This window comes from Solibacillus isronensis (genome assembly GCF_900168685.1).
GTDB lineage: Bacteria > Bacillota > Bacilli > Bacillales_A > Planococcaceae > Solibacillus > Solibacillus isronensis_A.
In genome coordinates, this window is sequence record NZ_FVZN01000014.1 from 1,471,994 (window position 1) to 1,484,607 (window position 12,614).

General features: G+C 36.6%; 15 protein-coding genes. 7 read left to right on the forward strand and 8 right to left on the reverse strand.

Annotated features, from left to right (window positions below; genetic code table 11):
- Window positions 1-243: 243 nt before the first annotated feature.
- From B5473_RS15800 to B5473_RS15825, 6 genes are all read left to right on the forward strand, one after another.
- The gene (locus B5473_RS15800) at window positions 244-759 is read left to right on the forward strand and encodes a GNAT family N-acetyltransferase (protein WP_079526859.1); all 516 of its coding nucleotides are present in this window, start codon (window positions 244-246) and stop codon (window positions 757-759) included.
- 9 nt (window positions 760-768) lie between these two features.
- Window positions 769-1,371, forward strand: a complete 603-nt coding sequence (locus B5473_RS15805) for an FMN-binding negative transcriptional regulator (RefSeq protein ID WP_079526861.1) — start codon at window positions 769-771, stop codon at window positions 1,369-1,371.
- A gap of 133 nt (window positions 1,372-1,504) precedes the next feature.
- Window positions 1,505-2,032 carry a YceI family protein gene (locus B5473_RS15810; RefSeq protein WP_079526863.1) on the forward strand — a complete coding sequence of 176 codons (528 nt, stop codon included), beginning with the start codon at window positions 1,505-1,507 and terminating at the stop codon, window positions 2,030-2,032.
- 116 nt (window positions 2,033-2,148) lie between these two features.
- On the forward strand, window positions 2,149-2,694 hold the full coding sequence (locus tag B5473_RS15815; protein WP_079526865.1) for a DUF5412 family protein: 546 nt from the start codon (window positions 2,149-2,151) through the stop codon (window positions 2,692-2,694).
- Between the two features lie 5 nt (window positions 2,695-2,699).
- Window positions 2,700-3,371: an HAD hydrolase-like protein gene (locus tag B5473_RS15820; protein ID WP_079526867.1), complete on the forward strand. Its 672-nt coding sequence runs from the start codon at window positions 2,700-2,702 to the stop codon at window positions 3,369-3,371.
- A 1-nt stretch (window position 3,372) separates the two neighbouring features.
- On the forward strand, window positions 3,373-3,636 hold the full coding sequence (locus B5473_RS15825) for a translation initiation factor 2 (RefSeq protein ID WP_079526869.1): 264 nt from the start codon (window positions 3,373-3,375) through the stop codon (window positions 3,634-3,636).
- A gap of 46 nt (window positions 3,637-3,682) precedes the next feature.
- On the opposite strand, the gene B5473_RS15830 is transcribed toward B5473_RS15825, so the two are convergent.
- The 8 genes from B5473_RS15830 to B5473_RS15865 all read right to left on the reverse strand — a co-directional run bounded on the left by B5473_RS15830 (window position 3,683) and on the right by B5473_RS15865 (window position 11,797).
- A complete protein-coding gene (locus tag B5473_RS15830; protein ID WP_079526871.1) occupies window positions 3,683-4,252 on the reverse strand; it encodes a hypothetical protein in 570 nt (189 codons plus the stop codon).
- Window positions 4,253-4,489: 237 nt separating this feature from the next.
- A complete protein-coding gene (locus B5473_RS15835) occupies window positions 4,490-5,224 on the reverse strand; it encodes an alpha/beta hydrolase (protein ID WP_079526873.1) in 735 nt (244 codons plus the stop codon).
- A gap of 9 nt (window positions 5,225-5,233) precedes the next feature.
- A complete protein-coding gene (locus tag B5473_RS15840) occupies window positions 5,234-6,019 on the reverse strand; it encodes an ABC transporter ATP-binding protein (RefSeq protein ID WP_079526875.1) in 786 nt (261 codons plus the stop codon).
- Between the two features lie 6 nt (window positions 6,020-6,025).
- Window positions 6,026-7,054: a FecCD family ABC transporter permease gene (locus B5473_RS15845; RefSeq protein ID WP_079526877.1), complete on the reverse strand. Its 1,029-nt coding sequence runs from the start codon at window positions 7,052-7,054 to the stop codon at window positions 6,026-6,028.
- Window positions 7,044-8,054 (reverse strand): FecCD family ABC transporter permease, encoded by a 1,011-nt coding sequence (locus B5473_RS15850; protein WP_079526879.1) that lies wholly within the window; start codon window positions 8,052-8,054, stop codon window positions 7,044-7,046. Before B5473_RS15850 ends, B5473_RS15845 begins: the two co-directional genes overlap by 11 nt.
- A 130-nt stretch (window positions 8,055-8,184) precedes the next feature.
- Window positions 8,185-9,183 carry an ABC transporter substrate-binding protein gene (locus B5473_RS15855; RefSeq protein WP_079526881.1) on the reverse strand — a complete coding sequence of 333 codons (999 nt, stop codon included), beginning with the start codon at window positions 9,181-9,183 and terminating at the stop codon, window positions 8,185-8,187.
- A gap of 121 nt (window positions 9,184-9,304) precedes the next feature.
- Entirely contained in the window at window positions 9,305-10,114 is an 810-nt protein-coding gene (locus B5473_RS15860; protein WP_079526883.1) for a helix-turn-helix domain-containing protein, read from the reverse strand.
- Window positions 10,115-10,444: 330 nt separating this feature from the next.
- Window positions 10,445-11,797: a TraB/GumN family protein gene (locus B5473_RS15865; RefSeq protein WP_079526885.1), complete on the reverse strand. Its 1,353-nt coding sequence runs from the start codon at window positions 11,795-11,797 to the stop codon at window positions 10,445-10,447.
- A gap of 330 nt (window positions 11,798-12,127) precedes the next feature.
- Here B5473_RS15865 and B5473_RS15870 point away from each other — a divergent pair, with 330 nt between their 5' ends.
- Entirely contained in the window at window positions 12,128-12,601 is a 474-nt protein-coding gene (locus B5473_RS15870; RefSeq protein WP_079526887.1) for a YusW family protein, read from the forward strand.
- The last annotated feature ends 13 nt before the right edge of the window (window positions 12,602-12,614 follow it).

Here is a 12,614-nt window from a genome sequence, read left to right on the forward strand (position 1 = left end):
TATTAGAAGGCACTTTTGTGGCGAATGTCATATGACAAGCATAATTGCATTGATTCAATCTCATGTAATTTAGTCATATTCATCACCATCTTTCTCCATTAGTTAATCCAACTATAACAATAGATAGAATGTTTTGTCAATACAGTTTTCAACTATTTTTTACCAAAGTATCGGTTTACTTCTCTTTAAAAGATTGGGAAAATGTAAGCATAGAAAAAACACATTTATTAAGGAGTAATTATAATGAACATTCAACTAATACAATGTACCATTGAAAATTTAGAAACTTTACAAACAATCAGCCGCGATACATTTTACGAAACATTTCATGAGCAAAATAGCGAGGAAAGTATGACAACGTATTTGAACACAGCTTTTTCAGCAGTAAAACTGACAGCTGAGCTTGAAAATAAACACTCACTATTTAAGTTACTGTATGTAAATGAAGAGCTTGCAGGTTATTTAAAAGTTAATATAGATGAAGCCCAGTCCGAACAATTAGGGCCGGATGCACTTGAAGTAGAGCGAATTTATATTCTAAGCCGTTTTCAGAAACTCGGTTTAGGGAAAGTATTGATAAATGAAGCGATCAAACTGGCTAATGAAATGAATAAAAACAAAATTTGGCTCGGTGTATGGGAAAAAAATATGAATGCCATTGCATTTTATGAAAAAGCGGGCTTTGAAAAAACAGGCTCCCATTCATTTTTCATGGGTGAAGAAGAACAAATCGATTTTATTATGACAAAACATTTGTGAGGGAAAACGATGTACATTCCAAAGCAGTATCAGTTAACAGATGAGCAAAAGATTCGTCAGATTATTAAAGAATATAGTTTTGCGACAGTTGTTTCTATTCATCAAGGGGTACCGGAAGCTACTCATTTACCGCTCTATTTAAGTGAAGATGGAAAGTTTCTATATGGTCATTTTGCACGTGCCAACACACAGTGGAAAGATATTCTCGATCAACAGGTGCTCGCAGTTTTTAATGGACCTCATAGCTATATCTCCTCTTCCTGGTACGAAACAAAAGATTCAGTACCAACATGGAATTATGTATCTGTCCATGTAAAGGGTCTTGTCGAAATGATGGAGGATGAGGAAGAAATCCGAAGATCTCTTCACCATTTAATTGAGAAGTATGAAACTCCAAATAGCTCCTATGATGTAAATGATGTCGACTCCAAATATATGACCGGCTTATTGAAAGGTATTGTGCCGTTCAAATTACGAATAAGCACAATTGAAGCTGCTGCAAAATTGAGCCAAGGTCATTCGAAAGAACGCCAAAAACTCGTCATCGATGAATTACTAAAACGGAATGACGGTTTTGATGAAGTTATCGCTAAATTGATGATGGAAAATTAACGCATTGTAAAATGTTAGAATTATTTAAATAGTCTTATATTTTAATTGACACCTTTACCCTGATATGGTAAATTTATCTCGAATTCAAGGTAAAGAATTTCTTGAGTTTCATAATAGTTGGGAGGAATTTATCATGGCAAAATGGCAAATCGATCAGGCACACTCAACAATTGGTTTTGAAGTCAAGCATATGATGGTGTCGAAAGTAAAAGGTCAGTTTACTAATTACTCAGCGGATGTAGAAGTTGATAATTTAGAAGATTTAACATCGGCAAAAATTGATATTACTATCGATACAACAAGTATTAATACAAGCAATGAAGATCGTGACAACCACTTAAAATCAGCGGAATTCTTTGATATTGAGCAATTCCCTGACATTAAGTTTAATTCGACAAACATCACAAAAGATGGTGACGATTATAAAGTTTCAGGCGATTTGACGATTAAAGATGTAACAAAACCGGCAGTATTTGATGTGGAATATGGCGGTAAAGGAACAAACCCATGGGGTGTTGAAGTTTATGGTTTTGAAGCGGAAACAAAAATTGACCGTGAAGAATTCGGCCTTACATGGAATGCAGCACTTGAAACAGGCGGCGTATTAGTAGGTAAAGATATTAAGATTAAAGTGGAACTTGAATTAAACCCAGCACAATAATTATTAATGAACAGCCGTAGCTATTTTGGAAACGGCTGTTTTTTTCTTGCAACTTTCTATTTTTATCAGCGTCAAATGTTAAAACATTATTTTCCAGTTTATTGAGAGGTGCTTTTTTGCGGAATTTTTGGTCTGCCATTATGATCTTCAGTTTATGTCTTGCCTTTATCGGAGTTTGCTTTTATTTAATGCGAACTACTTTATGGACGTTTTCCTATACAACACTTATCGTTGTCGCTCTTCTTTTTGTGCTAATTATATATACGTTACTTCAGGAATATAAACAATTATCACGCTTAAAAAAAGCGGTTACCTTTGTTGTGAATACAACCTCCATTGTATTTACATCGATCATTATTTTATTTTTCGCATTAAAAATCGTTGTCTATTCATTTGGCGGTACAGAACATCTGTTAACATCCTTTTCACCAAAGATGGGTTATACTTTGGATTTCTATGCTTTTGATGCAGGGGCGATGGGATCGTTTGGTGTCCGAGGAGAACTCGATGGTCCTTTTGGATTTAAAAAGCAGATTTATTATGAAAAGCATGCCGAAGAAGCAAATATTCAATGGCTGACCGATGAGATTGTCGTTATTAATGGGCACGAACTCAATTTAAAAAACGGTGAAACATTTGGCTATACAATTAATACGAGGTGATGATAATGCAAACAGCAATTATTTTTGATATGGATGGCACTTTATTTCAAACAAATCTTATTTTAGAACCGGCGCTCGAGCGTACATTTGAGTATTTACGTCAAAATAATCTATGGTCAGGTGCTACACCTATTGAGAAATACCGAGAAATAATGGGTGTCCCTCTTAATGTTGTTTGGAAATCGTTATGTCCCGATCATTCCGATAAAATTCGTGAAAAGAGCAATCATTATTTTCAGGCTGCACTTATTGAAGAAATCCGACAAGGAAACGGTGCCCTTTATGAAAACGTATTGCCGACACTTCAATCATTGAGTGAATCTTACCCATTATTTATTGCAAGTAATGGCGAAACGCCTTATTTACAAGCAATTATATCTACTTATAATTTAGAACGTTGGATAAAGGGATGCTATAGTATTGATATAATTCCATCAAAAAATAAATCCCATCTTGTTGAACGAATAAAAAAAGAACAGGATATAGTCAACGGTTTTGTCGTTGGTGACCGCGCATCCGATATTAACGCAGCGACTGATAACAATTTAATAGCCATTGCAGTTAACTTTGATTTCGCCCAACTTGAAGAAATAAAAAAAGCTCATCATACCGTTGAACAATTTCCGCAATTAATCGACATTATAAACACATATCGAACACCTACAGTGGAGGCATAACATGAAAAACTCAACCAAAAATTCGGATTTGCTTAAATTAAGCAGCATATTTGCGCTCATTGGACTACTATTAATTATTTTTAACGGAAGAATTGCCAATTCATTTGGCTCAATTTGGATACACTCTCTTGGGGGTATGTCAGATACAAATGAATACATATTTATAAAAACGAGTTATGCCAATGCATCCCTTGTTATTGGCGGGATATTATTGGGCATCAGTTTAATCGCTATGCTTTTCAGCTGGTATCAACTTAGAAGTTAAACAAAAAAGCATCGATTTTTAATTCGATGCTTTTTTACGTATAAATTTATTTGTTATTACTTTTATATTTTTCATGTACGGATGTTTCCTGAACTGGCTCGTCAGGTATACGGTTATACGATTCTTTCTCGGTTTCAACATTTGTTTCTTGTTGTTGATTACCTTCTACATGACTGCGTTCATTATAAGATTTCATCTCTTCATCATTACGTTCATCCGGCAAACGGTTATATGATTCTTTCACCGACTCAACAGTTTGATTCTGTTTCATGTTATCTTCTACATGGCTGCGTTCATTATAGTCTTTCATTTTTGCTTCATCACGCTCATCCGGTAAGCGGTTATACGATTCTTTATTCGTTTCTAGGCTTTTTTTTTCCTCGTTTCCTTCGACATGACTGCGTTCATTATAGTTATCCATTTTCTTATCATCACGCTCATCCGGTAAACGGTTAAACGATTCTTTGTTTGTTTTAAGCAATAAATCATCTTTCATTGATTCGTTTTGTACATTTACGTGATTCGTTTCATCAAATTTTTCTACTTTCTCGTCTTTACGTTCATCAGGTAAGCGGTTATATGATTTTTTGTTTGTTTCAGATTCTTTGTTTTCCATTTTCCATTCCTCCTACTGTATCCATGTAGCTAACGATGATTGAAGCGTGATAGTCATCTATTCCCTTAAATATCTACATAAAAACATTCGGTGCAATTGTCTCCGTCTTAAAACATTCCATACTAAAAATCGCCCTTTTATTTAACAGTAAAAGGGCGATTTTTATCAATTTGAAGTAGAGCTAAAGAATTCAACCGTAGTTTATTTAGTTATAAAACAGCCGTTTGTTCCACCTGCTTAGTCATCTGATCTTAAAAATCGTAGAACCCGGCTCATTGTAGTCGGAATGACAGATGCGTGATTTTCGCTTTCTGCTATATAAAATTCACAGTTAGTCCATTTCTCAGAAGCCATTGCAACAAATTTCTGCGCATCATCAACCATATCGCCCTCTTTCCCTCCGACTCCTATGAATATAGGTGCTTCAATAGGATTTTCCACTTGTTGAATTGTCCGAAAAAGCTCATGATCATTCCACCAAATCGATGGGCTTAAAGCTACATATTTATAAAAGCTGTCCGGATAAATTAAATAACTCCACAATACAAATAATCCGCCTAACGAGTGTCCATACAGTGATATTTTCTGATCGTGAACTGCATATTTTTCCTGAAGCATCGGTACAATTTGCTGCAAAATAAAATCCATTAATTGTACTGCTCCTCCAGCCGGAAGCTCCTGCATCACTTTCCCCCTGCGAACAGGAAAATGATAATGAACTGCCGGTGCCGTGAAATCATAAAATCGCTGTTTTGGAATATCCTTTTCATCATGGCCGATACCAACAATAATTGCAGGATCAACCAATGTTTTTTTCCTATTTCGCAACTGCATTGACATTGTTTCATACATCAGTTTACTGTAGCGTGTTCCATCCAACACGATGATTACCGGAAACCCTTCTGCCGGAGGGATTTCATTCGGTGCGTAAATGTCCACAATATAGGAATAGCCATTGTACTTTGATTGCATTAAATTCACCTATTTCATTAAATTATATGAAAAACAGACGGGTACCTGATGTTCCTGATCAATCATAATCTTAGCGTCAATCTGGAAAACACTTTTTAGTATGTCGGCTTTCATTATTTGTTTAGGAGTGCCTGTATGAAGCACTTCCCCCTTTTTCATAGCGATCAGTTCATCTGAAAATCTTGCAGCATGGTTCAAATCATGGAGCACCATAATTATCGTACAGCCAAACGTTCTATTGAGTTGCTGAACAATTTCAAGCACTTCCAGTTGATGTGCCATATCCAAGTATGTCGTCGGTTCATCCAGCAGTAAAATATCGGTTTCTTGCGCCAAAGCCATCGCCAGCCACACACGCTGCCGTTGCCCACCTGAAAGTGCTGCGATTTCACGGTTTTGGAACTCCAAAGTGTTTGTGACTTCCATAGCCCAATTAATTTTTTCGTTGTCTTCTTTTGTAAGGCGTCCAACATTTTTCCGGTGAGGATAGCGTCCATACGAAATAAGCTCATGTACTTTCAGCTGTCCCGGTGCTGCCGGAGACTGTACGAGTAATGCCAGTTTTTTTGCGATTTCCTTAGTAGACATCGTATTCATGTTTTCATCCTGCAGAAAAATTTCGCCACATTCCTTTTTTAAAATCCGGCCGATTGTTTTTAATAAAGTAGATTTACCGCATCCATTAGGTCCGATAATCGTTGTAATCTTACCTGTTTGAATGCGAACATTTAAATTTTCGATAATTCTTGTATTCTCATAACCTGTCGTTAAGCTTTCTACTTCAAATGCATACAATATATCTCACCCTTTCGATTTGATAAGTAAATAAAGGAAATAAGGAATCCCGACAAGCGATACGACTATCCCGACAGAGAGTTCTACAGGTGAAAAGACCGTTTTTGCTACATAATCTGAAAACACAAGCAATACTGCCCCTATAAAAAGGCTTACCGGCATCATATAGCGATGATGAATTCCGACTAGCTGTCTTGCAATATGCGGTGCCATTAATCCAATGAACCCTATGCTTCCTGAAACGGAAACACAGGCACTGACAAGTCCGACACTTGCAAGCATTAGTTTAATTTTTTCCTTTTCAATACTAATTCCAAGACTAGTAATCGTCTCTTCCTCCAATTGAAAGTAGTCGAGCAAATAGGCTTTCCGGTAAATATAAATACCTAAAATAATCAGCCATGGCATCATTGCAACAACGAAATACCAGTTGGAATTATAAATGGATCCATTCATCCAAATAGCGGCCGCCTGATAATCCCCTTCATCCATTTTCAATGACCAGAATAAAGTAACCGCACTAAAGCCGGTGTTAATCGCAATCCCTGTTAATATCAGCCTTTGCATATCCATTCGTCCATGTTTATATGAAATGACCAATATAATTGCTGCAGCTATTGCTCCTCCTACAAAACCAAAAATCGGAACAATTAATATTTTTATAAGGCTGTTAATTTCGACATCAATGAGCTCGATATGGAAGAAAAACATAAAAATGACAATTGCACAGCCTGCACCTGCGTTAATTCCGATAATTCCCGGATCAGCAAGCGCATTTTTTGTAATCCCCTGAAGCACAACACCAGCCATTGCAAGGCCCATACCGACAAGTGCTGCCGTAATTATTCGGGGCAACCTAAAATCAAATATGACTAAATCAAATTGTTCTGTCGAATCAATCCGCAGTAAAGTCTTAAATACTTCCGGTGTCGTCATCGTAAACGCGCCGCTTGTTAAATGGATATACATTGCTAATAGAAGCATGAAAAACAGTGTGCCAATTATAAACAGCCATTTTGTTTTTTTAAGCGGCATATTTTTCCCCGCCTTTACGTCGAATTAAATATAAGAAAAACGGTACCCCGATTAGTGCAGTTACTACTCCAATCGGTGTTTCAAACGGAAAATTGATGTAACGGCTTACGAGATCACAGCCTGCAAGGAAAAAGGCACCCATTACAGCCGAACAAGGAATAATTACACGGTAGTCGACGCCCATAACCATTCTTACAATATGAGGGACGACTAGTCCTACAAAAGCGATTTTCCCGACAAGAGCTACAGCAGTCCCCGTCAATATAGCAACAGCTAACATGCTCAATACCTTTATTATTCTTGTGTTCTGACCTAAGCCGACCGCAACATCTTCGCCAAGTGCTGTAATTGTCACAGCGCGTGCCAATGAAATGGCCAGTAATAGTCCAATCATACCAATTAGAACACATAAATAGATTAATTCCATTTCTACCATATGTACTTTTGAGTTGTACCACATTGTTATCGTTTGTGAAATTTGATGATACATTGCGATCGCCGTTCCGATACTGCTGATGAACGTACCGATTACCGTTCCGATAATTGCCAATCTTACCGGAGATAGCCCATTTTTAATTAAAGATGCGAAACCGAATACAAGTGCACCGCCAAAAAGTGAACCTAGCATTGAAAGGAGGACTAAATTAAAACTTGAAATCCCTGGCAAGAAAACAAAGGCCATCGTAATGAAAAAAGCTGAGCCGTCCGTTACGCCCATTATTGATGGAGACGCAAGAAAATTTCGTGTAACCCCTTGCATAATAGCACCTGCTGTTGCTAAAAATGCACCGACAAATAATACAGCGAGCGCTCTTGGTACCCGACCAGACCATATGATTTGGTGATCGATATTTTCTTTGTCGTAACGGATAAATGCATCAATAATCGTTTCAAGCGCGATTGATTTTGTACCCATCGAAATCGACATGAGTGTCACAACAACAATCAGAATTGGCATTATTGCTGAAAATAAAATGAAATGCCGATATGAAAAATTCAAAACTATAGGCCTCCTTTTATTGAATAAAAGAAATAGGCTGCCCGGAAAACCTTTCCGGCACAGCCCTTTCACAGAAATATTGTACAGTCTGTTCTAACTTCTCTGAAGCTGTCTAATGAATAATTCGTAATTATTTTAATACGTTCTCATTAAATGCTTTCAGGAAGGTAATTTTTGACCAAGCTGTCCCTCCCTGTGCCATTGCATCAATTAGATTAACATGCACATTATTTGTTTTAGCAGCAGTTGTACTGTTAAATATCGGATTATCTAAAATCTCCTGCAATAATTCAGGAGTATCCTTATTTTCATCACCAGCAAATTGAAGGAAAATCATATCCGGGTTCCACTCTGCCAATGTTTCATATGTAATCGTTGTTTGTGCTTCGATTGAATTCAATTCTTCCGGTACGGTAAAGCCAAAATCTTCATAAACAGAAGGGTTTAAATATACTCCTGCAGGATAGACCGACAACCCGCCTCTTACTCGGATGATTACAACCTTTTTATCTTTCAGCTCACTGTTGGCAATCGATTCTTTCGTAATGGCCAATTGCTTATCATAGTCATCCAGTGCTTTCTGTGCTTCTGATTCTTTGCCAGCTAATTGGCCAAATAATAATAAATTCTCTTTCCAGTTTATAGAAATATGAGAATAAGGGAATGTCGTTGCTATTTTGTTGTAATTCGACATTTGTGCTTCATCCCACTTGCTCGTTCCTACAATTACATCAGGGTTTAAAGAAAGCATTGCCTCTGTGCTTGGTTCTTTTTTTGAACCGACAACAGTTGCTCCTGCTAAATCTGACTCCAAGTATTTAGGAATTGTCTTACCGTCCATAGAAATAACACCAGCAGGCTTTACACCAAGTACTGCTGCATCTTCCATCGCTTCCAGACTTGCTGCAATAATTGTTTCTACTTTTGCAGGCACTTCATAGTCGTGCTCTAAATAAGTTATTTTTTGTACTGTTGCTTCATCTGCAACAGCTTTTTCGTCATTTGTAACTTGTTCTGTTTTATTTTCTGATTCAGCTGCAGATGACGAATCCACCTCTTCATTTGCATTGCATGCAGCAAGCATTAATGCAATTGTCCCTGCACTAATTAATGTACGATATTTTTTCATTATTCTTTCCTCCTCGTTTTATTGATAACGATTATCATTATCATTTTATTTACAATGTCGATGATATCAAACGGCTGTTTTTACGTACATAGAGTTTTTTGCAAAAGGAATGGATTTTTGCTCAAACAGTTAAATATTGCTTTCGGAAATTTGTCGGTGTCATATGATATTGCTTTTTAAATACTCGGCAAAAGTAGAATGCATCCTGATAACCGATTAGTTCAGCAATTTCCTTAATCGGAATTGATGTCGTACGCAGTAATTCCCGGGATTTTTTTAATCGGATCTCCGTTAAAAACTGTATTGGTGACATGCCGATTTGCTTATCAAACAAATAGGCAAATCGACGACGATCACACTCTAGCTCCTCCGCGATTTCTGCTATTGTAATAGGTAAATTATAATGTTCAGTCATATATGTAATCGCCTGGTCCACTACATTGTTTGAAGTTTGCATTTTTGCGCAAATAACGATGAATTCCACCAACTGCAGGAACAGAGATTTACATTTCAGCCGGTTCATATCACCAGGTATTTTTTCGAAATGGATTAATTGATGGACGAAATAATCCATTTTATGATGATGACCAGTAGCGATTTCAAAATGGCCTATATCCATTGAAAAAGGACGGTTTAACATTTTATAATGCAGTACCGTATAATGCCATGGTTCCTTACTTGTAACTTTAATATCAATCGCCATATTAGGTCCGGCATGAAGGATTACCCCTTTATGTATCGCGTATACTTCCCCATTAAGTGAAAAATTTGCGCTACCCGACAGAGTAATAACGAGTCCATTTAAACATGGTGCTGTATTACGATTGTGATCATGTACATTAGGAGCTAAACTTGTTACAAATAAATCTGCATATTGAATCGCTGAGTTAGCGAAAAATTTTATTAAATCGTTCGTTTGAATTCTTCTCACCCCTTATATTATTCATTACTATGCGAATGATAATCATTTTCAACAAGGGTACACTATTATGACTTGAAAATTCAACATATTTTTACAACTTGAGAGAATTAATGCAATTCTTCTTATTAAATTTATCTGAAAATACACTAAGGAAATCTCGTTTTACATTATTAATTCTATTACTCGAAAATAATGTTGATAGTTTCTAATCGATGGTTTATAGTTGCCGGCAGACCTTTGCTTAATTTATTACAATCATAATTTACATTTTTTATGTAATTCGCAAAAATAAAACGCATGGACCAGTTACTTTCGTAACCAGCTCCATGCGCTTTTAATTTATTGATAAAATGGTTTTACTTCATAACCGCTTTCTTCTAAGTGATAGCGGATATTTTTATCAACTAAAAAGTGACCCGCGCCGACAACGACAAAGAATGTCCCTTTTTGTTCTTCCAATACACACACAAGCTTTGCGGCCATTTCTGCATCACGTTTACCGAAAAGCATCTGATTGAACTCAGATGTGTCCCCTTCCATTTCTGTTAAGCTTTCCGCAAACTTTTCTACATCACCTTTGACCCAATTCGTGAACCAATCTGCCATTAACTGAACATCTTCCTCAGACTGTTCAGTAGGTTCCAAAATACCGTCGAGAGCGGCTACTAACGATTCTTCCTGTGCTTCTGGCGATAATGCTTCAAACATATCAACTTGTGCATTGATACCTTCCAGCTCATAAATAGGTTTTTGCTGTAAGTAAGCTGTTAATAAAAACTGCATATCTACTCCATGCATCGCCATTTCTTCTGCTGTTAAACCAAATGCCCCATCCATCATCATCGACGAAAAATTATTTGAAAGCAGCCATGGCTTTTGCATTTCCAGCTCTTCTATCGGCATTTCAAGCTGTTCTGCAACCTTTTGAAGTTTCGCATATGTGTCTTCACTTACAACATCTTTAATCGTACGTCCATCATTAAACATTGCCTTTTCAATATAATAATCCATACCGGTAGGATCTAATAAGTTTGCCTCAACGAAAAGGCCGTCCGACTCTTCAAAGGCTTTTGTTAACTTTTTATGCATCGGGTACATTTCCGGTGTTCCTACATGAATAGACCCAAGCATATACACTTTTGTATCTTCATCTTCCACTACCCATGCAACACCTTTCGCACCGGCATTTGCCTGTTCAAAAGTATTCTGGATTAGTCGTACGGCAAAAATTACCGCATGTTGTGTTGTTGCTTTTTGATCGAGCATCAAGCCTTTTTCCGAACCTTGTAAAATTTTATGTTTCTGCATATATGTAACAGCATCTTCAACTGTATCTAATTTGTATTGTCCGGCAATATTATAAAGACGGTTAATAACATCGCCTCGTGTACCATCACCTTTTATCGCGACTGGCTTGAATCTTTCATTTTTATCCAAATTTAAACCTGCAATTTTTTGTTCAGTGAGTTTAATTAATGAATCTAAACGCTCCGTCGTAATTGCTGTACGGAAGCCATCATAGTACCATTCAATCGGGAAAATTCCGTATTTCTCACCTTCATTTAATGTACCGAGTGCCCAGCTGCTTATATCCGGTGTTACTTCATCAGCTTTAACGGCAGGCATAATCGATGTTAGCATCAATGTAGTCCCCAATGTTGTAGCCAAAACGGTTTTAGTCATCTTTTTCATTCAAACATCCTCCTGCATCAGAAATTCATTTCCAATAGGTTTTATGAAATAAATTGGAAAGACAATGGAGAAATTTATCGAAAGGCCATTTTCCATTAAAATCTATTTCACGTGATAAGTGTAACATAAATTTATTTAAATATAGAATATTTTGGCATTTAAATTATTGATTGGTGTACCTATTTTATTTTCTATTGCTGTACTAATTCTTCGCTATAGATAATATGACATAAACAAAAATAACTATATTTTACAAAATAATATTAAGCTGATTAATTTTTGATTTATCGGGTATTTTAACAGTAGTTACAAGAAAGGTGGTTTACATTCATGAAGAAATTTGCATTAATTTGCGCATTAAGTACAACTGCATTGTTAGTAGGCTGTGGTGACAGCGAAGAAGCAACCAATTTGCCTGAAAATGCACCGACAGAACAAAATACAATGAATCAGACAAGTACTGTAACAGAAACAACTGATGCCCCATTTAACTTTACTCACTTTGATTTGGATATCCAGTATGCGGATGATAAAAGTTATGAAGTGAGTTATGAAAATGAAGCATCTCGAGCGGAAGCCCAAATTGAAGATGAAGTTAACAAAACAAAATTAGAAGGTAATGAAGCAACGAACAAATTGGTTCCGATTTTCGAAGGCTTCACATTCGATAAGGATACACCAGATGATGAAGTAATTGATGAAGTACTGCAAAAATTCGAACAACCAGACAGCTTTTTTGAAGTGGAAATAGAAATTAAATTTGCAGATGGGACAATAAAAGAATACCGTCGAGTAGCACAATAAAAAAGGTTGGGAC

What these genes read in the sequence shown, in the direction of transcription:
- B5473_RS15865 (WP_079526885.1), bottom strand. Translation starts at nt 11,797, where the DNA reads ATGAAAAAGATGACTAAAACCGTTTTGGCTACAACATTGGGGACTACA.
- B5473_RS15800 (WP_079526859.1), top strand. Translation starts at nt 244, where the DNA reads ATGAACATTCAACTAATACAATGTACCATTGAAAATTTAGAAACTTTA.
- B5473_RS15805 (WP_079526861.1), top strand. Translation starts at nt 769, where the DNA reads ATGTACATTCCAAAGCAGTATCAGTTAACAGATGAGCAAAAGATTCGT.
- B5473_RS15835 (WP_079526873.1), bottom strand. Translation starts at nt 5,224, where the DNA reads ATGCAATCAAAGTACAATGGCTATTCCTATATTGTGGACATTTACGCA.
- B5473_RS15870 (WP_079526887.1), top strand. Translation starts at nt 12,128, where the DNA reads ATGAAGAAATTTGCATTAATTTGCGCATTAAGTACAACTGCATTGTTA.
- B5473_RS15820 (WP_079526867.1), top strand. Translation starts at nt 2,700, where the DNA reads ATGCAAACAGCAATTATTTTTGATATGGATGGCACTTTATTTCAAACA.
- B5473_RS15855 (WP_079526881.1), bottom strand. Translation starts at nt 9,183, where the DNA reads ATGAAAAAATATCGTACATTAATTAGTGCAGGGACAATTGCATTAATG.
- B5473_RS15830 (WP_079526871.1), bottom strand. Translation starts at nt 4,252, where the DNA reads ATGGAAAACAAAGAATCTGAAACAAACAAAAAATCATATAACCGCTTA.
- B5473_RS15810 (WP_079526863.1), top strand. Translation starts at nt 1,505, where the DNA reads ATGGCAAAATGGCAAATCGATCAGGCACACTCAACAATTGGTTTTGAA.
- B5473_RS15845 (WP_079526877.1), bottom strand. Translation starts at nt 7,054, where the DNA reads ATGCCGCTTAAAAAAACAAAATGGCTGTTTATAATTGGCACACTGTTT.
- B5473_RS15825 (WP_079526869.1), top strand. Translation starts at nt 3,373, where the DNA reads ATGAAAAACTCAACCAAAAATTCGGATTTGCTTAAATTAAGCAGCATA.